The 22,322-nt window shown below is 44.0% G+C and carries 35 protein-coding genes and 1 pseudogene; all 36 read right to left on the bottom strand.

All coding sequences use genetic code 11. The features are described from left to right. Position 1: 1 nt before the first annotated feature. The gene (locus WGC32_RS12150; protein WP_342682259.1) at positions 2-340 is read right to left on the bottom strand and encodes a hypothetical protein; all 339 of its coding nucleotides are present in this window, start codon (positions 338-340) and stop codon (positions 2-4) included. Next, positions 303-845 carry a hypothetical protein gene (locus tag WGC32_RS12155; RefSeq protein ID WP_176833377.1) on the bottom strand — a complete coding sequence of 181 codons (543 nt, stop codon included), beginning with the start codon at positions 843-845 and terminating at the stop codon, positions 303-305. Before WGC32_RS12155 ends, WGC32_RS12150 begins: the two co-directional genes overlap by 38 nt. 30 nt (positions 846-875) lie before the next feature. Next, positions 876-1,280 (bottom strand): hypothetical protein, encoded by a 405-nt coding sequence (locus WGC32_RS12160; protein WP_342682261.1) that lies wholly within the window; start codon positions 1,278-1,280, stop codon positions 876-878. A gap of 95 nt (positions 1,281-1,375) precedes the next feature. After that, on the bottom strand, positions 1,376-2,059 hold the full coding sequence (locus WGC32_RS12165; protein ID WP_342682263.1) for a hypothetical protein: 684 nt from the start codon (positions 2,057-2,059) through the stop codon (positions 1,376-1,378). A 17-nt stretch (positions 2,060-2,076) separates the two neighbouring features. Next, positions 2,077-2,382 carry a hypothetical protein gene (locus tag WGC32_RS12170; RefSeq protein ID WP_256192130.1) on the bottom strand — a complete coding sequence of 102 codons (306 nt, stop codon included), beginning with the start codon at positions 2,380-2,382 and terminating at the stop codon, positions 2,077-2,079. Continuing rightward, on the bottom strand, positions 2,372-2,689 hold the full coding sequence (locus WGC32_RS12175; protein ID WP_342682265.1) for a DUF7253 family protein: 318 nt from the start codon (positions 2,687-2,689) through the stop codon (positions 2,372-2,374). The genes WGC32_RS12170 and WGC32_RS12175 overlap by 11 nt, the downstream gene beginning before the upstream one ends. Positions 2,690-2,706: 17 nt before the next feature. Then, on the bottom strand, positions 2,707-3,018 hold the full coding sequence (locus tag WGC32_RS12180; protein ID WP_342682267.1) for a hypothetical protein: 312 nt from the start codon (positions 3,016-3,018) through the stop codon (positions 2,707-2,709). 36 nt (positions 3,019-3,054) lie between these two features. Beyond that, a complete protein-coding gene (locus WGC32_RS12185) occupies positions 3,055-4,848 on the bottom strand; it encodes an HK97 family phage prohead protease (protein WP_342682269.1) in 1,794 nt (597 codons plus the stop codon). Positions 4,849-4,899: 51 nt separating this feature from the next. Beyond that, positions 4,900-6,147: a phage portal protein gene (locus tag WGC32_RS12190; protein WP_342682271.1), complete on the bottom strand. Its 1,248-nt coding sequence runs from the start codon at positions 6,145-6,147 to the stop codon at positions 4,900-4,902. A gap of 10 nt (positions 6,148-6,157) precedes the next feature. Then, on the bottom strand, positions 6,158-7,903 hold the full coding sequence (locus WGC32_RS12195) for a terminase TerL endonuclease subunit (RefSeq protein ID WP_342682273.1): 1,746 nt from the start codon (positions 7,901-7,903) through the stop codon (positions 6,158-6,160). A gap of 12 nt (positions 7,904-7,915) precedes the next feature. Continuing rightward, positions 7,916-8,398, bottom strand: a complete 483-nt coding sequence (locus WGC32_RS12200; protein WP_342682275.1) for a DUF7211 domain-containing protein — start codon at positions 8,396-8,398, stop codon at positions 7,916-7,918. Beyond that, positions 8,391-8,756 (bottom strand): phage head-tail connector protein, encoded by a 366-nt coding sequence (locus WGC32_RS12205; RefSeq protein WP_342682277.1) that lies wholly within the window; start codon positions 8,754-8,756, stop codon positions 8,391-8,393. The genes WGC32_RS12200 and WGC32_RS12205 overlap by 8 nt, the downstream gene beginning before the upstream one ends. A gap of 11 nt (positions 8,757-8,767) precedes the next feature. Continuing rightward, on the bottom strand, positions 8,768-9,046 hold the full coding sequence (locus WGC32_RS12210; protein WP_342682279.1) for an SH3 domain-containing protein: 279 nt from the start codon (positions 9,044-9,046) through the stop codon (positions 8,768-8,770). 14 nt (positions 9,047-9,060) lie between these two features. Continuing rightward, positions 9,061-9,480 (bottom strand): hypothetical protein, encoded by a 420-nt coding sequence (locus tag WGC32_RS12215; protein WP_177565816.1) that lies wholly within the window; start codon positions 9,478-9,480, stop codon positions 9,061-9,063. Next, positions 9,470-9,811 (bottom strand): hypothetical protein, encoded by a 342-nt coding sequence (locus WGC32_RS12220; RefSeq protein ID WP_087300736.1) that lies wholly within the window; start codon positions 9,809-9,811, stop codon positions 9,470-9,472. Before WGC32_RS12220 ends, WGC32_RS12215 begins: the two co-directional genes overlap by 11 nt. 430 nt (positions 9,812-10,241) lie before the next feature. Then, positions 10,242-10,493, bottom strand: coding sequence for a hypothetical protein (locus WGC32_RS12225; RefSeq protein WP_177565820.1), 252 nt, complete (start codon positions 10,491-10,493; stop codon positions 10,242-10,244). Between the two features lie 15 nt (positions 10,494-10,508). Next, positions 10,509-13,256 carry a helix-turn-helix domain-containing protein gene (locus tag WGC32_RS12230; RefSeq protein WP_342682286.1) on the bottom strand — a complete coding sequence of 916 codons (2,748 nt, stop codon included), beginning with the start codon at positions 13,254-13,256 and terminating at the stop codon, positions 10,509-10,511. 3 nt (positions 13,257-13,259) lie between these two features. Next, positions 13,260-13,817 (bottom strand): DUF2800 domain-containing protein, encoded by a 558-nt coding sequence (locus WGC32_RS12235; protein ID WP_342682288.1) that lies wholly within the window; start codon positions 13,815-13,817, stop codon positions 13,260-13,262. Continuing rightward, complete coding sequence (locus WGC32_RS12240; RefSeq protein ID WP_342682290.1) at positions 13,789-14,079, bottom strand: hypothetical protein; 291 nt, start codon at positions 14,077-14,079, stop codon at positions 13,789-13,791. Before WGC32_RS12240 ends, WGC32_RS12235 begins: the two co-directional genes overlap by 29 nt. Before the next feature lie 185 nt (positions 14,080-14,264). Then, positions 14,265-14,387, bottom strand: coding sequence for a hypothetical protein (locus WGC32_RS12245; protein WP_256192123.1), 123 nt, complete (start codon positions 14,385-14,387; stop codon positions 14,265-14,267). Further along, positions 14,380-14,961, bottom strand: coding sequence for a PASTA domain-containing protein (locus tag WGC32_RS12250; RefSeq protein WP_342682292.1), 582 nt, complete (start codon positions 14,959-14,961; stop codon positions 14,380-14,382). Before WGC32_RS12250 ends, WGC32_RS12245 begins: the two co-directional genes overlap by 8 nt. A gap of 378 nt (positions 14,962-15,339) precedes the next feature. Continuing rightward, on the bottom strand, positions 15,340-15,612 hold the full coding sequence (locus WGC32_RS12255) for a hypothetical protein (RefSeq protein ID WP_342682293.1): 273 nt from the start codon (positions 15,610-15,612) through the stop codon (positions 15,340-15,342). Then, positions 15,609-15,821 (bottom strand): hypothetical protein, encoded by a 213-nt coding sequence (locus tag WGC32_RS12260; protein ID WP_342682294.1) that lies wholly within the window; start codon positions 15,819-15,821, stop codon positions 15,609-15,611. The genes WGC32_RS12255 and WGC32_RS12260 overlap by 4 nt, the downstream gene beginning before the upstream one ends. Next, positions 15,821-16,153 (bottom strand): hypothetical protein, encoded by a 333-nt coding sequence (locus WGC32_RS12265; RefSeq protein ID WP_342682295.1) that lies wholly within the window; start codon positions 16,151-16,153, stop codon positions 15,821-15,823. The genes WGC32_RS12260 and WGC32_RS12265 overlap by 1 nt, the downstream gene beginning before the upstream one ends. A 185-nt stretch (positions 16,154-16,338) precedes the next feature. Then, positions 16,339-16,845 (bottom strand): DUF6290 family protein, encoded by a 507-nt coding sequence (locus WGC32_RS12270; protein WP_342682296.1) that lies wholly within the window; start codon positions 16,843-16,845, stop codon positions 16,339-16,341. Next, positions 16,842-17,078, bottom strand: coding sequence for a hypothetical protein (locus tag WGC32_RS12275; RefSeq protein WP_256192116.1), 237 nt, complete (start codon positions 17,076-17,078; stop codon positions 16,842-16,844). Before WGC32_RS12275 ends, WGC32_RS12270 begins: the two co-directional genes overlap by 4 nt. Positions 17,079-17,116: 38 nt before the next feature. Beyond that, positions 17,117-17,326 (bottom strand): hypothetical protein, encoded by a 210-nt coding sequence (locus tag WGC32_RS12280; protein ID WP_342682297.1) that lies wholly within the window; start codon positions 17,324-17,326, stop codon positions 17,117-17,119. Between the two features lie 94 nt (positions 17,327-17,420). Beyond that, on the bottom strand, positions 17,421-17,612 hold the full coding sequence (locus WGC32_RS12285; protein WP_342682298.1) for a hypothetical protein: 192 nt from the start codon (positions 17,610-17,612) through the stop codon (positions 17,421-17,423). A gap of 44 nt (positions 17,613-17,656) precedes the next feature. After that, positions 17,657-18,142 (bottom strand): annotated as a pseudogene (locus WGC32_RS15140) (hypothetical protein); the annotation flags it as partial. Positions 18,143-18,326: 184 nt separating this feature from the next. Then, complete coding sequence (locus tag WGC32_RS12295) at positions 18,327-18,515, bottom strand: DUF7211 domain-containing protein (protein WP_342682303.1); 189 nt, start codon at positions 18,513-18,515, stop codon at positions 18,327-18,329. 288 nt (positions 18,516-18,803) lie between these two features. Beyond that, a complete protein-coding gene (locus WGC32_RS12300) occupies positions 18,804-19,058 on the bottom strand; it encodes a hypothetical protein (protein ID WP_342682305.1) in 255 nt (84 codons plus the stop codon). Further along, entirely contained in the window at positions 19,042-19,560 is a 519-nt protein-coding gene (locus WGC32_RS12305) for a DUF5662 family protein (protein ID WP_342682307.1), read from the bottom strand. The genes WGC32_RS12300 and WGC32_RS12305 overlap by 17 nt, the downstream gene beginning before the upstream one ends. 1 nt (position 19,561) lies before the next feature. Beyond that, complete coding sequence (locus WGC32_RS12310) at positions 19,562-20,005, bottom strand: hypothetical protein (protein ID WP_342682308.1); 444 nt, start codon at positions 20,003-20,005, stop codon at positions 19,562-19,564. Beyond that, on the bottom strand, positions 19,983-20,189 hold the full coding sequence (locus tag WGC32_RS12315; protein WP_342682309.1) for a hypothetical protein: 207 nt from the start codon (positions 20,187-20,189) through the stop codon (positions 19,983-19,985). Before WGC32_RS12315 ends, WGC32_RS12310 begins: the two co-directional genes overlap by 23 nt. Then, positions 20,186-21,439, bottom strand: a complete 1,254-nt coding sequence (locus tag WGC32_RS12320; protein WP_342682311.1) for a hypothetical protein — start codon at positions 21,437-21,439, stop codon at positions 20,186-20,188. Before WGC32_RS12320 ends, WGC32_RS12315 begins: the two co-directional genes overlap by 4 nt. Continuing rightward, entirely contained in the window at positions 21,439-22,320 is an 882-nt protein-coding gene (locus WGC32_RS12325) for an N-6 DNA methylase (RefSeq protein ID WP_256192106.1), read from the bottom strand. Before WGC32_RS12325 ends, WGC32_RS12320 begins: the two co-directional genes overlap by 1 nt. Between the last annotated feature and the right edge of the window lie 2 nt (positions 22,321-22,322).

The following is a 22,322-nucleotide window of genomic DNA, read 5'->3' on the forward strand; positions in this document are numbered from 1 at the left end:
TTCAAACCTCCTCGATATCCACACTGTCTTCGTGAATACCTTCCTTACTTCTTAAACGCTCTTCTCTTTTTTCAAAAAAAGTTTCAAACAACGCTTTTAAGAAATAGCCGAGCATAACCCCGACAACGGTACTCGCTATCGTGCTGGAAAGCGATTCTGCAATCTGTACTTGTCCCATAAAAGCCAGTACATACGACAACTGCAAATCGATCAGCGAAACAGCAAGAATAATGGCGACTGCCCTCTTGGTGTAGGTTTCGAGCCATTTCTTATAGCCTCGTTTTTTTATTCGTTTCGTAATCTCACCCCCTCGTATTGAGACGGCTCCTACGAGCAGCATTCAAAGCCGCATTTCGTTTCATGATTTCGCGCTTGCTTCTTCGCTTGGGCGGGTTGTTCTTTACATTGCACACCCTGATAAGCGTGAGAAGTTTATTGAGGTGCCATTTTTGAAACTCCACTGGTATGTTGAAAGCGATCATCCAGTAATAAATGAGCTCAGCCGTAACAATTTCCCGGCTGTTTTTTGGCAGTGAATCTTCTGAGAAGAAAGTCGCTGTCATCGGCGCTTCGATATAAGCGTTAATCGCGTCGTAATTTGCGGCAGTGAGCCTTTTGTATACCTCGGGATTCACATTCTGGGTAAGCGTCATGCATTTGACATAGTCCAGAATTTCTTCTTCTGTTTTGTCTTGTTTGCCAAGAAACGCTTTACACCATTTGGATTCCCATTTTGAAAGAGAGACCAGAGAATGCTCCAACTGCAAAGTCTGCTCTTTCGTGTAGATGAATTCTTCATTGACTTCATCCCAGAATTCCTCGGCAGGTATTGTAATTCGAAGCATTCTTCAGTCCTCCATAGTTGTCAAATTAACTCAATTGTTGACAGGAGCGATTGCCGGATGCTGGCTTGCTGCGGGTTTCTTATTCGGAATCACGCCATTTACAAACTCGGCCGCTTTGGTTGCATCGGTGGCAAGTTCCATGTACAACTGAGAGTATGCCTCGGTCTGGGAGAATGCGGTGGAAAGCTCCTCAGACTTGATGAATCGCTTACCATCGGGACTCTTCTCACCATACGCCTTAAAGATAAAGTCTTTAAACACCTTTATAATGATCGGCATATCCTGAGCCGCAACAACTCGGCGAATCATATCGCCGAAACCGCCGGTCGTACTCATCTCCATCTCAAGAGCTTCGGCTTCCGTGATGTTAAACCAGAAATCTTCAGTGCGCTCAAGGCCGTTATAGTCGGTATAAGTGATTGTCTTTTTAATCATGCGAAATTTCTCCTTTCAAATAAAAAAAAATACAAAGCCGCCAGCTTACCTGAATACGGCCTTGTACCTATTCTTAAATCTTTTGTTTCTTATGCTTAACCGGCGGGGGTCATCAGAGTGATGATCTCATCCGGCAGAGGCAGACGGGGATCTACGCCGTCTTCTGTTTCGGGACCTGTAGGATCTTTGCCATACAGGATCTCTTCCAGCGCTTTCAGCTTCTCCGCATCCACCTTGGTAGAGTCGATAATCACGCAGGCGGTAGGCTTAAAGCCTGTTACGTTGACGGGAGTCGTGCTGACTTCCCAAGAGAGGGTGATGGCTTCGGGGCTGTCGTTGATGGTCGTATACCCCTTTTCGGAAGGTGCAGCCAGAGCGCCGTAAATCAGATGCAGCTTATAGCCGTGGTCGTTGCTGTCAACATCGTTACCGATGACAGTACGATAGCTGAGACCAAACACCTTTCTGGCCTGCTGGCCGATTGTCACGCCGGTTGCAATTTCAGCAGAGCCGTCGCACTCAGCGAATTCATCAGGATAAGTATAAGCCTCAATCGTCGCGCCGAACTCCTCAGCAGACATCAGGTTCAGATACTTGATGTTATCTGCGTAAATAGGAGACGCCTCCGCACCGGAGGGGCTTTCGGTAACAGCGGTAAGACCATTCCAGGCAACACCCTTATTGTAAAGACCGCCGGCCTGAATAGGGTAGAGAACGCCATGGTCTACGCCGGTTTCGTACAAACGTTCACCGGTTTTATCCCAAACAAGTTTACTCATAGGTTCGTTCCTCCTTGTTAAAAGTAAAGTGTAAAAACGTAATGGTTCAGGTTATCGCTTTTGTAATGCCGCACAAACCGGCAAGTAGGCAATTTCGCCACTATGTCGATAAAAGAACTGTCCGGATTCTTATCGATAACCGTCACCAGATATTTGCGGTTAGACAAATATACCCCGTCATCTGCAAACGTGTTCTCGATATCTTCGAGAGCGTAAACGATGGCGGGGTAATTCATCTTGACTGACTCGGGAGGTTGGTAATACACATTTCGGCTTCCCAGAAGATCTTCCAGCAAAGCCTGTAGATCTAGTCTATTCGCCATTATATACCCCTCCTATAGTCAGTATTAGTCTAGGGTACTGAACTTCGACACTTTCTATCTTCCATTTAGCACCCATAAACCCAACGTACTTCATCAAGTGAAAATTCTCGCGAGCAAATGGATCGGCCAAAATACTAATCTCATTCGAAACGTTGATGTTGTCGTTGAGTTTGTCGGCTGTCTGAAGTCTGCTAGTATTTCTGACAAGTTCGCCGAAATACATGCGCTCGGAGATATGGGGCTCCCATACGCCTGGGGTCGTTTCTTCAGTAACAGCATAGCCGATTGGTCCATAAAACTTCGCCATTTTGAATTTTCACCCCTTTAGTCAGCGGAATACTCCTTGGAATACAGAGTAGTCGCCGCAGAAGCAGACGCGGAAACAGCAGTCGCAAAGGTTACGGATACGCTGCCGCCAGACTCTTCCTTGAAAAACAGCGGCATGTAATACGTGCTGTTATAGTTGATAATTACGCCCTTCTTGCACAGATTGAGAAGGGTATCTTTATCAACTCTATTCGCTTCCGAACACTTGCTGTCCGTGTACAGGTAATTATCAGCCGTCTTACCATAGAGAATAACGTTTTTCACATATTTCTCTTCAGCGTCAGCGTAAACAACAGTTATGTTATTCATTGATTAGTCCTCCTTGCTATTTTTATGTTGTTGATTTTAACCGGCGGTGCTCAGTTCAAGAGCGATAGCGGAATAAGGCTTGATAAGGGCGCCGGAGCAGCGGGTCTCAATCAGATACTTCTGCTGGTTGTAGTCGATATCGAAATCGTCGAACATGTTCACAGCGCCGCCGCGATCCGCGCCGACATTGTAATCCGCCAGATTAACGATAATGCCCATCAGAGCGCCGCCGTTCTTGCCGTTTACACCCTCCATAACCGGAACGGTCACAATCTCCTTAACGCGGAGCTTCTTTGCAAGCTGAGCGACATCAGTGTAGAGATCGCGACCGGTGGTATCGGTCAGAAGCAGGCAGTCGGTAAGAATGTCTTCAGTGGTATACAGAGTAGGCTGACCAGAACCCTTATAGTTCTTGCGGGCCTTGATAGCGGTGCGAATAAACTCGCGGGCCTTGTCGTCCTCAGTAGCGGAAGACTGGACGCTGACGGTAGCCTGAATGGTATACAGCTCCTCGTCCTTGAGAATGGGACGAATGTTCTGCTCATTGATCTTATCATCGCTGGAAGCAAGACGGCCGTCGCCAATCAGATAAGCGCGGGCCAGCTCCTCGTCCAGCATCATGCGCATTTCAGACTTCAGCCACGCCACAACGTCGAAATCGGTGATGTCGACAACATCGTCGCGATCCATCTTCTGCTTCTTGTAAACGGTAGTCGGAGTAGTGGTGCGCTTCAGAAGACCAAAGACCTCTTCCTTCTTCAGCTTGCCCTTGAAATACCCCTTTGCGCGGGCGTCGTCCTCGGTGATATCGGCAAAGATGGACTTAATGCGGGAAAACGGGGTGTGGTGCACACCGCTCATAACCTTCTTCACCCATCCGGTATCACGCTGAATAAATTCGGGGGTGTTAGCCAAAGTCTGGGCGTCAGGGAACAGATAGTCCACATTGTCAATGCCATGGGCAAGCACACTATCCTTTAGGCTGCCGTAGCGCTTGATATCGCCAAAGATCGTGGAAATCTCTTCGCTGGATACCTCAGACCCATCGGAATGAACGAGAACATTCTCTTTCTGACGGTCATCCTTATCAAACACGTTATGTTTCATAGTATTAGTTCCTCCTTTAGAATCGTCATCGTTATTGTCTTCAGACTCGGGGTCAGATTCCCCCTGGTCGTCCATAGCCTGACCGATCATAGCGTACATAACGTTTTTCTGCTCTTCGGTCATGCTGTTGATTACATCGGCGACAGTTTTCTCCTCATCGGAATCGGTCTTCTTATCAGGATCATCCTTCTTTTCGGAAGTTCCCTTCTTTTCACCGTCGTCTGCCTTGTCTTCCTGCTTATCAGCATCGGAATGCGACAAATAGAGCGGCATACCCGTATAGATGATCGCTTCATCATCCGAGTCTTCGCCGTGCTTGAGCATAGAATCGATAAAAGCGCCAGGATTTGCGCCGGCATGGACCAGGCTTACTTCACGAATCTCTCCATGAAGAACGTCGCACCCTCTCTGCTGAAGCTGATTGGCATAGATAGACAACGCACAAATGTCCCCATGTTTTACAAGAATCTTTCCGATCTCGCCGGATTCGGAATCGTTGAAAAAGCCGTAGGTATAAACACCTTCCGGACGATTTTCCAGCCATGCATGACCAAGCACATTGCGTGGGTCATTGTGCTGATGATTCCATACGAGAGGGACTTTGATTCCATCATCATGTTTGAACGCGTCTCTACGAATCACTCTTCCGTCAGAGCATTTAAGGTCGTTTCTGGTTGCCCATCCGCTGAAATCGCAGGCTTCAGGCTGAAATGCTCTTTCCATTTTGAATTTCCTCCTTATTTCGTTTTTGTTTTAGAGACCCTACTCTCGAAACTACTCTGTTTCAACATTTTCGTCTTCGACAGGCGGATTGATTTCCGGCTCTGACTCGCTCGGGGCGCTGAGGTTTTTGTTCCTAAGCTCGTCCGCTCTCGGGTCATCCGAAGGCTTCATGCCGATAACCTGCCGAATTTCATTCGATGTCATAATTTCGTTTCGAGTGAACTTATCAGCAATTTCAGCGATATCGTTGACAGGAACGAGTTTAAACGGGTCTCTAAAGAACGAAATCGACTGGGATTGTGATCGGGCGGTTTTTGTTAGAAACTTTCGTTTCATTTCGTCAACAATGGCTGAAATAATAGGCTCAATCGTTCGGTTATTGTAGTTCAGCATCGTTTTCTCGTCCGCCGTACCGTCCAATATGCTTTGAGTGATACCTAACTGGCTGTATAGCATACTCGTTAAATATTCAATCTGCGACATAAGGTTGTTGTTGACGGAACGATTCAACTGCGTAATTCGCTCGGTACCGTCGGCATAAGCAATACCGTATTTAGTACCGGACAACTGAGCTTCAATATCTTTTCGCCTGTTTTCGGCCTGTTGGCGCCTTGCTTCCGTCTTGATGACATAGGGCAACTGGATAATTAAATCTAATTTTCCAGAACCGCTCTGTTCATCGATGACGTCAAGTAGGTTAAGTTTTCGAATAAGCCGCTGCATGGTAGAGTTAGGCTCATTCACAACTGCGTACAGAGGATTTTCAACAATCGCTACTGTACTCTTTGGCACCAGTATGTTTTCTTTTGTCCCGGTCCGCTCGTTATAGAGGCGGACCCTAACATGCTGTGGATACCAATCTAAAATTTTACCGACTCGCATGGTTTGAATGTCATACGAACCGGTAACAGAAGGATTGTAAGTTGTATCAACGGGCACAATCGCCACGCAGCCTTCATCAAGCATAGATACGACAATGTCCTGAATAAAGGCTCTGGCGGTTTGGTCGATATTTGCTTCTACAGTAAGGCAGGTGTTCAAACCATCCTGAATAACGGATAAGAAGCGTCCATTTTCGTCCAGACGAATATGCTGCACATTTAACGCCGCAACATCCAAAGCAATCCGGTTATACACAGAAGTGATAATGGACCGCTCGTTGCCTCTGGTAAGGCGGATACGGTCGGGTCTGGACGAATAGCCAGGTCCAACATCCTGATAGGTTGTATAATCAGTTCCCGTAAATGCGTTCCAAGCATGTTTCAGTCTGGATCCAAAAGACATTCCCATTTGAATCATCACCTCCTTTTTAGTCGAACGCATCACGATTGAGCTTGTATGCGATATATGCATCCATCATCGCGGCAACAGCGTCAATCTTTTGCTCGTATCGTTTCTTGAGCAATTTTCGATTTCCGTTGGTATCTTCAAGGGTAATGCAGTTACCCATAGCAAAAGTCATGAGTTCCTCATCGAAGAGAAGCATCCTTTCTTCGGAAAGCTTCTTTAATTCCCCAAGAGGAACCGATTCCGTTTTGGCGCCCTGAATAACTTTTTCAATGCCAAACGGACCATTTTCCTGTTCCCATCTGGCGACAAATTCTTTGGCGTTATACGGGTCAAAGCCAAGACAGCGAACATCATAGCCGCACTCTGAAATATGATTGTCGAGGTCTTCGTAAACGTCCATCATATCGAGCACAGCGCCCTCTAAAACAATTAAACTGCCTTCGGCCATGAACTGATCGTATTTGATCCTCATAGCTGCGGGCAGTTTCATCAATGTCATAGAAGTTATGTAATTTCGTGTCTTGATGCCAAAAGAGCCATTTGACAATGGGAACAAAAACGTAAAAGCGCAGAAGTCATCGCCCTGCGATAAATCTGCACCAAGAGAACATGGCATCTGCCAATAGTCTCTCTTTCGGTGAGGAAGCGTTTCTTCATAAGTAAAGTAGTAGGTATATCCCTCCATGGGCAACCCAAAACGCTTCGCGAGAATATCGTTTCGTGCGGCGGGGGCTTTCTCAGCTCTTTCCACATCCAATTGGTAAGTTTCGTAACTCACAGTTTTACCAAGATTCGGATTGGCCTTAAGCCACATTTCCGGATCTCCAACTTCGTCAATCGAATCGAGTTTGTACCACCATATGGATACATGCGGATTGATGTAATCTCCTTTGAGGATGTCCATCAACTCCATTTTGATAGTATCGCCGCTTCCGTTACGGACTGTACCTTCGGAACTGATTGCTACAATAATGTAGTCGTTTACTTTTGAAGCGCCCTGTTCAATCGCACCGATAACATCCTCTCGAATGTCGCCGGAAAGCCATTCATCAACCGTTGCTACCTTAATCTGCAAACCCTGGAGCTTGGCGATGCTCATCGGTCGAACTTCAAGAAGAGAACCGGTAAGAAAATTCTCCACACCTTTTTTGGTTGACGCCAATTTGGTGCGATTTGCTTTTGAGCCAGTTGTGTTCTGTAAAGAACCTTCCGTCAGAAACTGGAACAACGGTCCGCGAGAACGCGTTATCGCAGTACGCAAAGGAGACATAACTTCTTCCGCCTGCTTCATGGTCGGCGCCGTGGTAATTTGGTGTGTGGTGGAAGTGTCAACGTTGAGAAAGTATCCCTGTAGCGTAGAAGCGTACATTGATTTTGCAGCGCCTCTGGCCACGATAAGATACTGTTTATTGATAAGACGCTTCTTGACGTTCTTCCGAATGTAATGTCCGCCGTGACCGTCTGGATTTGGTTGGTATACGCTTCGTTCGACAAAGTAATACCATCCAAAAATCTGTTCGCCCCACAGCTTGAATGTGTCCAGCAAAGAAAGATCGGACCCATCAGTAAGAGTCAGTTCCGCTTCGCAATAGGCGATCCATCCTTCAACCGCCTGGTCGTCATAGTAAACGCCGGGATTGGCAATAAGGTCGTCAATGCGATTCATCTCCATGGAGATTTCTTTGTTTACCGGGATTTCCCCTCGAAGAACAGCATCACGAAACATGCCGTAATATTTGGGGACGGCAGTGTTTGATAATGCCATGGTGAGTTCTCCTTACTTCTTCTTCGCCATCTCTTCAACAATCTTTCTAATCTTTCCCGCATTATTGTAGATGGTGATAGCTGTAGTAGTTGCCGTAGCAACGCCAGTAGCTACTTTCATAGCTTCGGAAATAAACTCTTTTCCTTTATTGATGTCGGAATTAGTTAACTGGCTATACTGCTTTTCCATTTGAAGACGATTCAAACGTGTACGAAGCTCAGCATCACTCATGTCGTTAATACTTTTTCCTCTTTCGTACAATTCAGCAAGTTTTTGCCGGTTTCTATCGCCGACGGCTTTGACCGCTTTGGCTTCGGCAGTATATCCGTACTTTTTCAAATCCGCTACGTCTCTATCATTAGCGTCAATAGCGTTTTGAAGTCTTTTGGCTCGTATCTTTCCAGCCAGGGTCAAAGAGCCATCTTTGTTTTGGTAACGTCGAACGCCCCATTTCATTCCTTTGATACCATGATGAAAAAGCGAAGCATTATCCATTTTGATTTTCTCCTTTCTCTGCTGGTTTCGGGTCGACAGAAACATTGATCCTCCACTCAAGCTCTCTTATCTGTCTGTTGATAGACTCGATAACTGCTGAACTAAGCGGAGGATCAAAAGCCAACCGAACCTTTAGGTAAATGTAAGTTTTAACAAACTCAAGACGGAAATCATCTTGCAGAAATTCGGACCATTCGGCGCCGTCATCTTCGATACGGAATCCCTCAGCAGGACCGACACCAAGTTGAGTAAGAACAGAAAATACCGAATTGATATGCATGATGATATCCTGGTCAAAGTGCTCGTATTCTTCTGTAATTCCGAGCAGTTTTTTAATCGATGTCAGTATGCTGTCCATATCGAATTACCTCACTCTCTAACGGCAATGAATTTCTTCATGCAAAAGCCTTCGATACCGGCAACTGTACAGACCGCATACCAATCATCATTGGAATTTGCCATGTCGATTTTCAGTTCGTCAAGAGCCTTTGCTTCCGCGATTACATTTGAATCGGCAGAAGCTTTTTCTCGGATATTCAGCGACAGACAATTAACCACTACGCCAATAAGACCGTCGCAGACATCGCTGCCATCTCCGTAAACTCCGTCGGGGTTTTCCATATCGACATCTTCATACATCGTGCTCATAAAATGTACTCCTTTCAATTTTTTCGCCAAGGGCAAGTATCATTGCGGCTCCTTTGAACCGGTTTTAAGATAAGGATACTTTCGTCTCCGTAGTGAATAGCGTTATGTGTTTTTAGCTGCGTGCATATCACATTTTCCAAATCAAAGACGCAAGGATTTCGATTTATGATATCCTCATAAGTAATCGGATTGATGTGGTGTATTAGTACCGGTCCAAATATTTCATGGCCGGCAATTCCCAAATCGCACCCATTATCTCGAATGATAACGTCATCTCTAAAACTCAGCCATTCGCTGGAATGATAAAATTCTTGATTAAGCCACCTTTGAAAACCGAAAGTAGCTTCGCCGATTTTCCCATCCAACTTCAGATAACGGAATCGTTCCTCAAATGTCGGAAGAGATATCAGTTCCGTATAAGTTCTAACACTCATCTTCATCGCCCCCGGCACCAGAATAATGACGCATAGCGTTAAGAGCATTGGTGTAGAGTTCTTCGACACGTTTTGCGGATTGAAGATTTTGTGTTTTAGCCTCGATAAGCTCTTTCTGCTTCTCAAGAATTTCTTTTTCTATCTTTTCCTTAGTCGAACCAAGTTTCAGATAATGAGTAATAACCTGAGAAGAAGCAGTTCCTTCTCTTAACTGCTTTTCAGCAAGATCAACAGCCAAAGAAACTAACTGATTTTCTCTAGCCTCCGGAGATAAAGCCGGTCTCATCTTTCTTGACGACTCAGAAGAGCTTGCAGCTTTACCTTTTGGCATCCTTACTGCCTCCTCTCTGTTTGTTGCCATGTACTATTTGTTTTGCAAGTACCTGTTTCGCATAGGTTTTGATACAGTATTTGAGAGAACTTACAGAGCTGGCTTCCATCAATCACCGAAAGGAGAAAAACATGAAAGGAAGAAGGAGGAGCACATGAAGAAAAGCTGCCACCAACCCTGTAAGCTCGCTCAAATACTGCATCATTTCCTAAAAGCGAACCCCAAAAATAACCCCCGGGGATTTTTTTAAGACCGCCGCGATGTGGGAGGGGGTGAAGTTTTTTCGATACCCCCCCCCTATACCCACGAAGCAGCAGTACAGTCGTATCACATGGCGAAGAAATCGCCGAAAACTTATTTCACAAAAAAGTAAGAATCAACAGCAAAATAAAAACGACAAGACGAGCGATGGTATCTGTCCATACTCCAATCAAGTCGTTGCTGAATTCCTTTTTACTTTCTTGTAAATGTTCATGAAATCATGTTTAATGATCTCATCAATTGCTCGTTCAATCTCTTGTTCATTCTCTTCATCTGAAAACTGTTCAGAAGTTTTTGCGATTCGAGCGAGATAAGAACAAGTATTGTAACCTTTTCCTACATCGAACAAGAACCAATCGGAGAACCGTTCAAACGGATCGAAAGGATTGTCAAATGTAGTAAGAGCACAAGAACCATTCATACTAGGTCACTCCTCTCATTTCAAATAGTTCGACACAGTGCTCGTAGAGATTCCCAAAGCTTCAGCGATTTCAGATGTGCTGTAACCAGAAGCATTCATGGAAGTAATCTTCTGCATCTTGGCAGTACTCAAAGTGGTAGATGCTCTTGGTGTAGCACGCTGCCTAAGCACATCAATGTCCGCATTGTCTATGATTTGACGCAGCCTGTTCTCGCTGATAGCTCCAGCCTGGATTGCTTCCCATTCTCGGTCTGTTATTTTGATGGTTTCTTTCTTTGCGCCCACCATAGACCGGGCCTGGGTAAGAGCTTGTTGACTGGCTTTCTTGATTTCGCCGCTTGTCATGCCTGGATTATCCTGTTTCTTGGCGGCTACTACCGCATTAGCTATAGTCTGGGCCTGCCTCTCCCTGGGGGCGTTCTTTAATGCAACATTAAGCTTGGCGGTCAACGAATCGACCTCAGCCCGGTAGGTCTCTTTAGCAGAAGCAGAATATGGGACCTTTCCTGTAGATAACATTTCCAGACGCGCCTGATTTGCCAGGGCCTTCATTTTATTAGCATAGTTCGCATAGGCCCTCTCAATTGGGGAATCCACGTCAGATACAAGTGTGTAGGCGTCCTTTGTTTCAGCCATCTTGGTACTGGGTTGTGTTCTAACCTTAGTCCTACCGGTCCTTTTGTCCACATAAACGGGGTCATCAACCGGTTTCCACACAAGTTCTCCGGTTTTTTCATCAATCTTGGGGCTTCCTTGTCTTTTGACCACCGATACCTCCGACTTTGCGCGGGAGATAAGGGTAGAAGCACCCTCATGATAACGTCCATCCTCCACAGTACCTTGATATTTTTTCTTTAAGGAACTAATACCATTGTCAATTTCACTCTGCTTGTAATCGAGCTTGTGTTTTTCAGCATCAATAACTACCATCGAATGCCGAACTGCTCTTGCAAGCTCTTCTCTGGTGGCACCTTTGATGGTCATATCCGTAATCAGATTAGAGATAACGCCCATCTCTTTCTGGGTATCCCGCATTTGCTTAAAGGTTCCTTCTTTCTTTCCGCCATATTCGAGCTTAGGATCGAAATCCTTGATTAGCTGCGGGGTAGAAGTAATCTTAACCTTGCTTTTTCCTGAGTTGCATGGAATGACCATAACAGTATCACCGTCAAAGTCGGCTCCAGAAAGGCGCTCCGCAACCTTGCTGTTAATACCGATGGCATCTTTCGGAGTATTACCAAGAACCCTTCGCGCTTCCGCCTGTTTATTGTTGACGGTGAGGATCGGGATTTCAAAGGTTCCGCCATGCGGGTAACGAACCAAAGCTACGGTTTCGCCATTCTTATAGTTCGGCGCATAGACCTCGTTATCTTTCATTGAGGTAATCGGTAAAATAACTTGATATTTCTGGCGGGGTAGAGCGGCCGCTTGCAGATGTACAGCGTCATAGTCACAGCTATCGGCAAAAGAACTGAGCAGCGATTTCTTGACAGTGGGGTTGGTTAGAGAACAAATCTCATCAAACTCGGCCATCTTATCGCTTATCGCAAGATTAAGCTGCTTATCCACCAAATACTTTGGCTGTTTAGAAAGAAACTGCGAAGGAAGCTTATCGGCCCATTCGCCCCAATCGCCTTCTTCAGCTCTTTTATTGATAAGAGAAAGGGACTGCTTCTTTCCTGTCACCGGGTCAGTGTACTTTCCATTTGGGTCGTCATAATAACTCTGACCGCCATGCTCCTTAATCGCCGAGCCAAACGGATTATCCGGGTCATCCTTTATTTTCTTCAGCACATCTTGTGTCGGCGTACCCTTCTTTTTATTAGTGTTAAACACAACGTCAACACCATCGGGAAGGTCATCGGAATAAACGGCCATCCCTTTAAGATAGTGCGTTCCGTCCACAAGAATACGAACCTGCGCATAATGTGCATCGCCAAGAGAAAGATCATCCACGCCTCTTCGAAGTTCGATAACGCCATCTTTCTGAATCCCGCCATCTTCTGCGTAACGAATTTGGAGCCGCTTGGAATCCATACTGGAGGGGTATTCGAACGCTTTTCTAAAAGACTCGCCTTCGTCATAAGAGATGTAGTCCCTCACAGAATGAACATTTTCAAAATTATAAATCTCTTTGTGTTCTGTTCCGGGAGGGCAGATAACTTTAATGTTGGTCTGCTTTCCAGGATTCGTAACCTGCGGAACACCGCCGCCATATATCGGATAACCTTCCATCTCCAAAATATAAAGAGCCTGGTTTAGCTTTTCTTTAGAGATGCCCAGTTCCCGCTCAACGCCGGTTCCAACATCTATCATTCCTTTTTCAGCAATCTGCTTTTTTAGGAATTCGGCCGTGGTTTTAGCCTGGTTCATGCGGGCTTCGGACGATTCGTTGAGCAAAGAACGAACGGAAGAATCATTAGCGAATCCCATCTTCTCCGCGATTTCGTTCAGACTGTAACCTTTTTCCCGAAGCGCCTTAGCAGTCGAAACGTCGGCGGATCTTCTTTCATCTTTCGCCAAGCTCATCTGTGTCCTGAACTGCGTTGTGCTAAGGCCCATAGATTTGGCAATGGCTACTTCACCAGTGTAGGTTTTCCCATCTTTATCTGTGAAAGTGAATCCGGATTTCTTCATCTCTTCCACTCGCGACAGAAAATCCCCGCTATGCTGGTAAGGGTTATCTCCAGAACCCCAGGGATAACGACCGGAACGTCTCGGCATTCCATAGTGCATCAGCATTTCCTCCACAAAGGAATTCATGGTTTAACCCTCCTGTTCTTTGATTTTTCGAATCACCTTGTCAAAAGTGATGATTTTGTCCATAATCGGAACGATATCTTCGGCTGTCGGTTCATCGTACAGAATTTCATTGTTTTGATACAAACGAAGCTCTATATCGATATCAGCAGGTTTTATTTTGTACTCCAAACAAAAAAGAGCAGCATATATTTTAAGCTGCTCCATGTGCGCCGGAATAGCTCCGGTCTTTAAATCATGAATACGAAGGAACCGGTTTCGAAACATGATAGTGTCGGCGGTGCCAAAACAATTTTCCGAATAAAACAGAATTTGCTCTGGTATCATTTTGAAACCGATCGCGTCATTGACATACATGTTCAGTGTTTTTTGAGACTTCGGCAATTTCTGCCCAAGACGAATACACTGGCACGCAAATTCGTGAAGAACGGTTCCTTTTTGCGTAGCGAGGAATTTGGAATATGCTTCCGCCACCTTGTCCTCGCTGTAGTTAATCCAATGATATTTGCTGGCACTGAGAAAAGCGTGTTGCCCTTCAAGATTCGAATGATTGTTGAAGATCATGCAGCACTTCCTCCTTGTTCTCCGGGCAGATGAATCTTGAGAACGACATCTCATCCATCTTCCCGACATAATACTCTTGATTCGGTTGTCTCTTTGCGCCAGCGCTTTGTTTACATTCCAAAGAAGCCCATTTATCGTTGTAGAGAATGAGCAGATCGGGAATGCCTTGTAAATATCCCGAATCGCTTTTTATAACGATGCAACCAGGAAATCTTTTCTTAAGCTCTTTAATGAGCTTTGCTTGGAATTGACTTTCAAGCATGGTTAATGGGCCTCCTTTCAGTGCTTTTTGCAAAACGGAAAAGGGAATGTCTATCTTTAAAAATAGCTATTCTATCCTTCTCTTCATAAAAGGGCATGTATTTTTCGCGCGGAAAAAAATAGACAATAAAAAAAGCCAAGACACCGTTAAGCATCTTGGCCGCGTCAATTATTCAGTTTTAGCGTTTAGCTGTTATTTCGAAGATAGCGTATCAAAATCCAAATGAGCCACAATCCTCCAGTACAGAGTACCAAAATAAAATCCAACAGCAAACCGCCAAAGCCTCGCTTTTTACCATTCTTACTCATTATGTTCCTCCTTGTCGTTGTTCTTTTTATGAAGAACCGATGGGATTTTTCCGACTCCTCGTTTAACAGTATCAGCAACACCCGATACCACTTGCTTTGTTTTTTCTTTCCTCTCAGAACGCCTTATACTTTTCTCAAGCAATAGTTCTGCTTTTCGTTTTTCGGACTCAATGAACAGACGCTGACTTTCATCGATAACTTCCTGCGTGATATACAAAACGCGAACAGTAGTCCCTGGTTCAACTTTCTGTTTTGCTTTTGGCTCAGATTTAATCACCTGATTGTTGACACAGTTTCTATATTTTTCGTCGGCGTCATCAATAAGAGTCGGAGAGAGGACCGCCTTTAGCCCAAGGCTTGTCAGTATTTCTATAGCTTGCTCCGACGTGGTTCGATATTCCGAAGAATATAACTTCGGCACAACGACCAGTTTTTTCCGTTCCTCAATCGTCTTATCTGCATAATCACGAACAGCTTCGATAGCAGGTTTGACAAGAGGCACTATGGACGCAGCCATAGCGATTCCGGTTGCAATATTACTTGTGGTTTTAGGTGTTTTCTTCTCTCCGCTCATTGTCCTATCCCCTTTCATAAGGGCAATAAAAAAGTGCGCCCCCTTATGAGAGACGCACCGAAAAAGTGAATCCCTCATTGTTGCCACATAATCTCAATCAAGTCGCAAAGGACACATGAGTAAAGAGAGAAAACACTTTTTACCAAAGTAATTTCCCCTTGCAACATGAAAACTATTAGATTGTGTGGCTTTTACAGTATAGCACAAAAGCCAAAATAAAGAAAGAAATTTATTTATAAACCACTTGACTTTTTGCTTGGTTTGTGGTATGTAATTCCGGCTTGTGGTCAAATGCCCACTTTTGTTCGCCTTATTTATTTAAATATTAAAACTTTTTATCGCAATTAAATAAGAAATAAAAGTGGGCAAGTGGGCTTTTTAGTGATTTTCCGGCACCCAATTTGCGCAAATCGGCCAAAAATGGCCAAAAAACGCCAAAAAAGTGCCGTTTTCAGAAAATGCACCCGATTTTTTCTGCCCACTTTTGGTTCGCAAAACCGGGCTTTTGCCCACTTTTTTTGGCCAAAAATGAGATTTTTCGTCCGTACAAGCTCCAAAATTTCCCCAAAATTGCTCAAAGCCCACTTTCTTAAAAATAAAAGTGGCCACAATTTCGCAGATTTTCAAAGAGTGTACGGACGTTTTTCTCATCTCCAAATCCGTCCAGTCTGTTTATCAATCAATATAATGCGGCCTTCGATTTCAAAATCAGCAAGCTCACAGATATAAAACAATGTATGTAGCAGTCTGTGAAATCTTTCGTCTTCTTTATCGATGTTCCGCAAAGCCTCGAAAGCCGTTGGGTCAGAATATCCCTCCGAATTCTTTCGAGGATTGTTTTCACGATTAGCGATAGCCATCAGTCCCTCCTTTGTTTGTTCCATTCTTCAATGTCGATTCCGTATTGTTTCAGTTTATATGTGCACAGCCAAACCATATCGGAATCAGTCATCTCATAGTGTTTAATCAGCTCGTTCAATCTTACGGCAAAAGTGTCATAGAACTGCTTTAAACGCCTCGGTCCAAAACCGAACTCCTCGTGCAGATGCCATAAGATCATCGCGTCAAGTTCGTTAGCGTGCTTGCGATCGTACTCTGCGAGCTGCCTGCGGATTTCGATATCCATCGCTTTCTTTTCTGCGGCAGTCAGATGCGCTCCGTACACTTTTCCTCCGGCTTTCTTCATATACATAATCGGAACCTCCTCCGTCCATAATCCAGTTTTCCTTAGCGAAGAACAAAGGTACTCCGATTAGGCAAAAGAATATAAAAGCAGTGGCGTCATTTTCCGGTAAAATAGAAATAACCCCGATGCCGATAAGCACCAGGGCGTAAATTTTGTTTTTAATTGTTTCTTTGCTCCACATGATATCCTCCTTAAATATCACCAGAAGAACGATATTGGCTGTGTCCTGAGTCAAATCCGTGAGGATAACGCGCTTTCAGCTTCTCTACGTTCATCTGTAAAATCGTTTCCAAATCAAAACCGAGAGCCTGAGCGCTTACCGCAAGATACCAAGCCACATCTCCAAGCTCTTTGGTAATGTGGTACTTATCGAGATCATGCCCCTGGAAGAGATGCTTCTTCAAAATATCAATACACTCTCCGGATTCTCCATTAAGACCCATGAGTCCGTTTTGGAGCTGCTGAGAGTCGGTCAGGGATTGATTGGCAGTACGGTAAGCGGCTTTCTGGTATTCGTTAATTGTCATCTGATATTCACCTTCAATTATTCTGGAGCGAATAAGTTTGCTTACAGAAAGATTATGCTTTTTGGCGATAGTTTTTAAGGCTTCGTATTCATCGTCTGTTAGACGAATACGATACTGCTTACTTCTCGGATTTATAGCTTTTGGTCTGCCTCTCTTTTTGTTATCTGTCATCTGATATTCACTCCTGTGTTGGGTATGTAGTGTTTGCAACGAAGTTCGACTGGTTCAATGTGCTTTATATCGCGGACGCGAATCATGGATACTTTTTTACCATCTTCGCAAGGACGACTCACATATACTTCATCGATTGCTTTCTGAGCTTCGAGAAATTCTGTTTTCAGAGAGCATACTTCTCTGTGTCCGCAGCGTGTACACTGGGTTTCTTTTACACCGTAATCACTCATTTTTATCTCCTTTCAGCGCAAAAAATAAGAGCCGAGGTTTAATCCTCAGCCCTTTTCTTTGCTTTATGATACATCCAAGCTTTGCAAATTGTTTCTTTACACTTTGGATAATCTGGTCGTCCACACTTATTGCAAATGAGTTCTTCTCGTCCGAGATCCGGTATGTCTTCTTCAAATTCTTTAATAACAGTTGTCCATGTTCCATCTTTCTGACGAACAGGACAAACCATTTTAGATTTAACTTTCACGGGCACCGCCTCCTCATCTACAAGTATATTTTATCACAAAAAGCATAAAAGTAAAAGGGCTTGTCAGGCCCCTTTACCTTTGAAATCGAGTAGCTTACGAAATTAGAATCGTATAGCGTTCCTTCAGGCTCTCGAGCAAATCATCGTCTGCTGCAATGCTGATATGAAATTCAATCTTGTTCTTGTCATTTAGCACAACTTGAACAATTCCTTGAATTCCTTCAGCAAACAGCATTCTCAAACAAGTGCCGAGTTGCCTGTCGTTCACTGCTAGAAAATAATTCATAAACGTTACCTCCTTTCACAATAGGAGATGCGTTTTTCGTGCAGCTACTTTTCGTTTTCCTCATAACCGGTGATCAACTCGCTATACGGAAGCTCTTCAATCCAGTCACAGAATGTATGCCACTCATCGAGCTTATGGTTCCTCCGGCTCTTATGAATGTTGGCCAGAACCTCATAGTTGAGCATGACTGTTCGTTTCTGGTTGTAGGAAGAGGGGAGAAGCTGGATCATCTGCCACCAGTATTTCTTGTCTTTGGTTTTGAGGTAAAGATCTCTAAAATGGTTTAAGACATTGCACGTCATTCTGACGAAAGTTTTTGGCGTATAATAACACCACTGCCCATTCACATCGATTGCGGCCAAAGGTTCACAATGCTCAATATCAACTCGTTCTTCGTAAGGAGGTAAAGAATTCTCATCAAACAAATGCTCACACGAGAAATCCTCCAACGTAAACTTCTTCGCCGCGATCTTGTGCATCGTCGAGCAGCTATTAGCAACCGTGCCGACCTTATAAGTGTCGAATTCTTTCCCATTAATGGACTATCTTTTACCCACCATTAAATAGTGAGGACACCATTTCGGTTTTCATGGGCTTCGTTTCCTAAAACCCAGCTACGTATCAATAGTAGCCCTACTCCCCCGCCCAGAAGGCATAGGGGATAGCCTCTACAGGTTCGCTTTAAAGCATATAAAATATTTTGCGATATATAAGTTATAGTTTTTCTCTTTCTGACCATGATCTAGGAACTATACGATGAACTTCAGAGCCTTTTTCGATAATGATATCTTCATCTGAATATCGCTTTTTTCCAGCCGAAGTCAATGTCCCGTCAGAGTTCTGATATCTTCTCACTTCCCATTTCATGCCTTTGATTCCATAATGGGATAAAATCTCATTCATGTTTAAAACCTCCTTTCTTAAAAACTCAAAAAAGAGAAAGTGTAGTCTTGTACGGTTCGTTTCCCGCCCGAGAGTCGCTCGGTCTTATTTCTTATATGACACCATCTCAGGTGCTGGGACCTTCCCCCAGGACTCATTACTGCTACTTCTTTCTCTTCATAAAAAGGCATGTATTTTTCGCGAAAATGTTTAAAGCGTTTCCCACGGGATTCCAATGGGTGGTTCCCCGTTAGCCGCTAATGCGACCCCTGCCGATAAGCAGGAAAAGTGTTTCATTGGCAGAAAGAACTACCAATACAGCGGCGCAGTAATATCAACATATACCGTAATCATCCGCATGAACTTGCGATGATCCGTTCCCGCGTTGCGAAGACGTTTCATAAGGCCGAGGTCGTTAGGTCCAATTACCAAATATCCTTCGCTATCTCTGATGTTTTCATATTTTCGCTCACTATCGCTCTTCTTCCAAGAGTTCATCGGATTCCGCATCCCACGGATCGCGTGCTCCCAACCCACAACTTCAAAATCAGTGATTTTTAGCATAATCGTTCTCCTCCAATTTGTCTTTAATCAATCCTAGAATTTCTTCAACTATAGAACGAGTGTTATTGTGAAGCTTGATGTATTTTTTGTGGGAATCGTACCAAGAAAATATTTCTGTGAGATCATCCTTACTCCAACTAAAAGACCACCAATCACAAATCATTTCCAAAATATAATGATATGGCATTTCGAGAACAGTTTCTCCTTCATCGGGTTCATCGTTGATGAGCACCCAATGTTGCCAGTGATGTGGGTTAAAATGAATGTGATGAAGCCATGCATAGTTGAAAGCTTCTATAATATCCGAAGTCTTTTTGCTCCCATAAAAATATTTATCATAAGCATCGTATTCTGCCGCTTCGTCCTTACTTGCGTCATGAATATCAATATTGAACGTTGCAATATCGTCGACACATTCAGGCAAATTTGTGGCAAGCCAGTCATAACCTTTTTTCACATTGTCCCTATGGGTTTTCAGATACAAGTCATATTGCCGTGACATTTTATCTTCTCCTTTCCCAATAATCTAGTTCTTCTTTAAAAAGCTTGAAGAACTCATAGTAATCTTCAATCGTCCGATTACTCTGAGAACACGTGTTAGTTCTGCCTAAATGCTTGTACCAATTGACCATCATACCGCTATCAAGATGAATAATATAAAACTCATCATTGTTGGTGAACCAAGCAAATTCATCACAGATGACAGTGCCATAACAAAACGCGTCCATCAATCTATCATAACCAATAGTTTCTTTCACGATTTCGCACAGTTTATCCCTTTCGATGTGATACTGCGGAAGTGATTCTAATTTATTCGCCATGCCCTGAAAAGCGTTAATGATTGTGACTTCTCCGTTCTTTTGACGGCCGACAATCAGCACTCCGTCGTCTCGTTTGGAGAAATCAACGCCAATAATCAGGCTTTCATTGATTTTCGGATTTTTCATCAAGATCCACCTGCTTTCTCAAATATCGAACTAGGTTTTCGCATAATTTGCGATGTTCACAGCGAACAAGAGTATCTGTTATTTCAATAATATCGAAGCCGGCATAATATTTTTCCGGTTCCTTTACGTCAGCCGTAAAATTGGCACACCCATGACAGTATTCTTGGACATCCAGTTTAATCATTGGTATCCTCCTGACCAAGCAGCTCTTTTGGAATAACTGTTTACATATTTGGTTTCATTGAAATTCCGTTTCTCACTCAAAGCACGACTGATCGCTAAATCAATAGCGGATCTGGACTTCAAGTGATAATAGTACAGTTCTTTGAAAGGCGTATTTAGCCTATCAGTTCTTCCCGCAGACTGCTTCATAATTTTGTAAGAGTAATTCTGCGAGTAGAACACGATGGTGTCAGTGCTTATGCAGTTCCATCCTTCGGCTCCGGCTGTATACTGCACCAGATAGACCCAACTGTCTGAAGTGGGGATTGGTTGATGCTTATGACCGTTCCATTCTGCAACCTTAACATCGTCTCCGTAATATAGATTCTTAAGAATATCCAGTTCGTAGTCGAAGTTATAGAAAACAATCATTTTCGGATGTTTCTCAAATAATTCCATCAAAGCGACTTGCCTGGAATCATCTGAATTCACGATCCTGCGCCATACATAACACAGCTCTCCGGCATTCGTGATCGGTTCATTTTTATAAGGGTTCCATCGAAGCTTTGAAGCATCCTTATACTTGGCGACATCGTACTTCACGTAAACATCTTCGTGGTGCGAGACAGTTTCCCGTTTGAAATCCATCTCCACAAGAATTCGATTGCGAAGACGGATTAAACGCCCGACGCCCAAATACCGGTCTACTTTCGGATACTTGCCGTTTACCCAGGTCATGACCATGTGTTCTTCTTTGAAAGCTGTTCTGTTTTTATAGAACCCATTGGCTACAAAGACTGGAATATAATCCTCCCATGTGTCTCCTGGTGTGGCGGAAAGCAGAATCCACTCGTTAAGCTTGGCTATTTTCAGAAATGCTTTTACCCAAGCTCCGGAACCCACGACCCTCTGTTCATCAAATATAAAGAAGGCGTCCGTTACCGTTGCATATTTGCCGATGTTGTTCCACGAATCGACTACCACTTTATTGGAATATGAACTTGCTTCGGAATGGGTAGAAAGAAGGAAGGGCGAAAGCTCACCCTCCCATTCCTTCGTATCCCTTTTTCTTGCTGTCGTGATGATGTACAAGTCTTTAGGGCTTTTCATCTTCATGTATTTTTTTGTTCCGAGTTCGCCTCCGTTTTGTTTGTAGTAATAGGCTAACGCGGTTCTGGACTTACCGCTTCCAACGCCGCCGCACAGAATGCAGCCGTTTTTCATCCTGTCAACGGCGTCCAGTTGATAATCTCTTAAAGATATACCAGCCATTACAAACTCCTAAGAAGTCGCCGCATCGACCATATATCGGAAAAATACATCATAGTGAACCAATAGTTGTCCAGAGAATCATTTTCAGTCATTGGTTCGGTCAGTGAATTTCCGACTTTGATGTAAGCGGCAACGCCGAGGAGAGATAGCTGAATATAACACATCAGAGCCACTACCATGTCGATATCCTGAGCGGCTACTAAGATATGATTCTGGTAATTCAGGTTGGCTTTTTCCAGCCTTTTTCTCGCTGCATGAATACCGGCAATCAAAGTAGCTCCAGCGCCGCAGCAAGGATCGTTCAGGGTGATGTATCCGTCTTTCTTGACCTTTTCAACAATATCTTCCATGGTGATTTCCGCCATCAGCTCGCAAACATGGTAAGGTGTAAAAATCTGCTCATGTTCTTTGCTGTTAAGGCCAAGTTCGGTGTAGATACTTCCCAAAAAGTCCTGCTCTTGATTTTCTTCCAAAGCCACTACCATATATGCAGCAAGTTCGGAAAACAACGGCTGCTCCTGTTTGTTGTATCTTTTGATAGTCCGCAAATATAACGCCTCTCTCTCGTCGAAGTGGTCTTTATCCACCGGATTCGATAAAGCGCAAGCGAACATAATAATGAAGTCGCTCCATACATCCCAAGAACGATGCCGGTAGGTTAGTTGTCTGAACACTCGCAGAAATTCTTTTCGAGCGTCTAAATGCTTTTCCGAATTTTTACCGGCGGGCTTTTTTCGGTTAGGTTTTTCCGAAACCTTAGAAACACCTTTTTTAAAACCTTCGGCTACATTCTCTCCATATTTCAGATTGTCAGCGATATGCTTCGGAATTTGTTTTTTAACCGGTTGTTTTCGTTTAGTTTTTTTCTTTTTCCAAAACATTG

Origin of the sequence: Zongyangia acetica (assembly GCF_038739695.1) — a bacterium.
GTDB lineage: Bacteria > Bacillota > Clostridia > Oscillospirales > Ruminococcaceae > Zongyangia > Zongyangia gallinarum.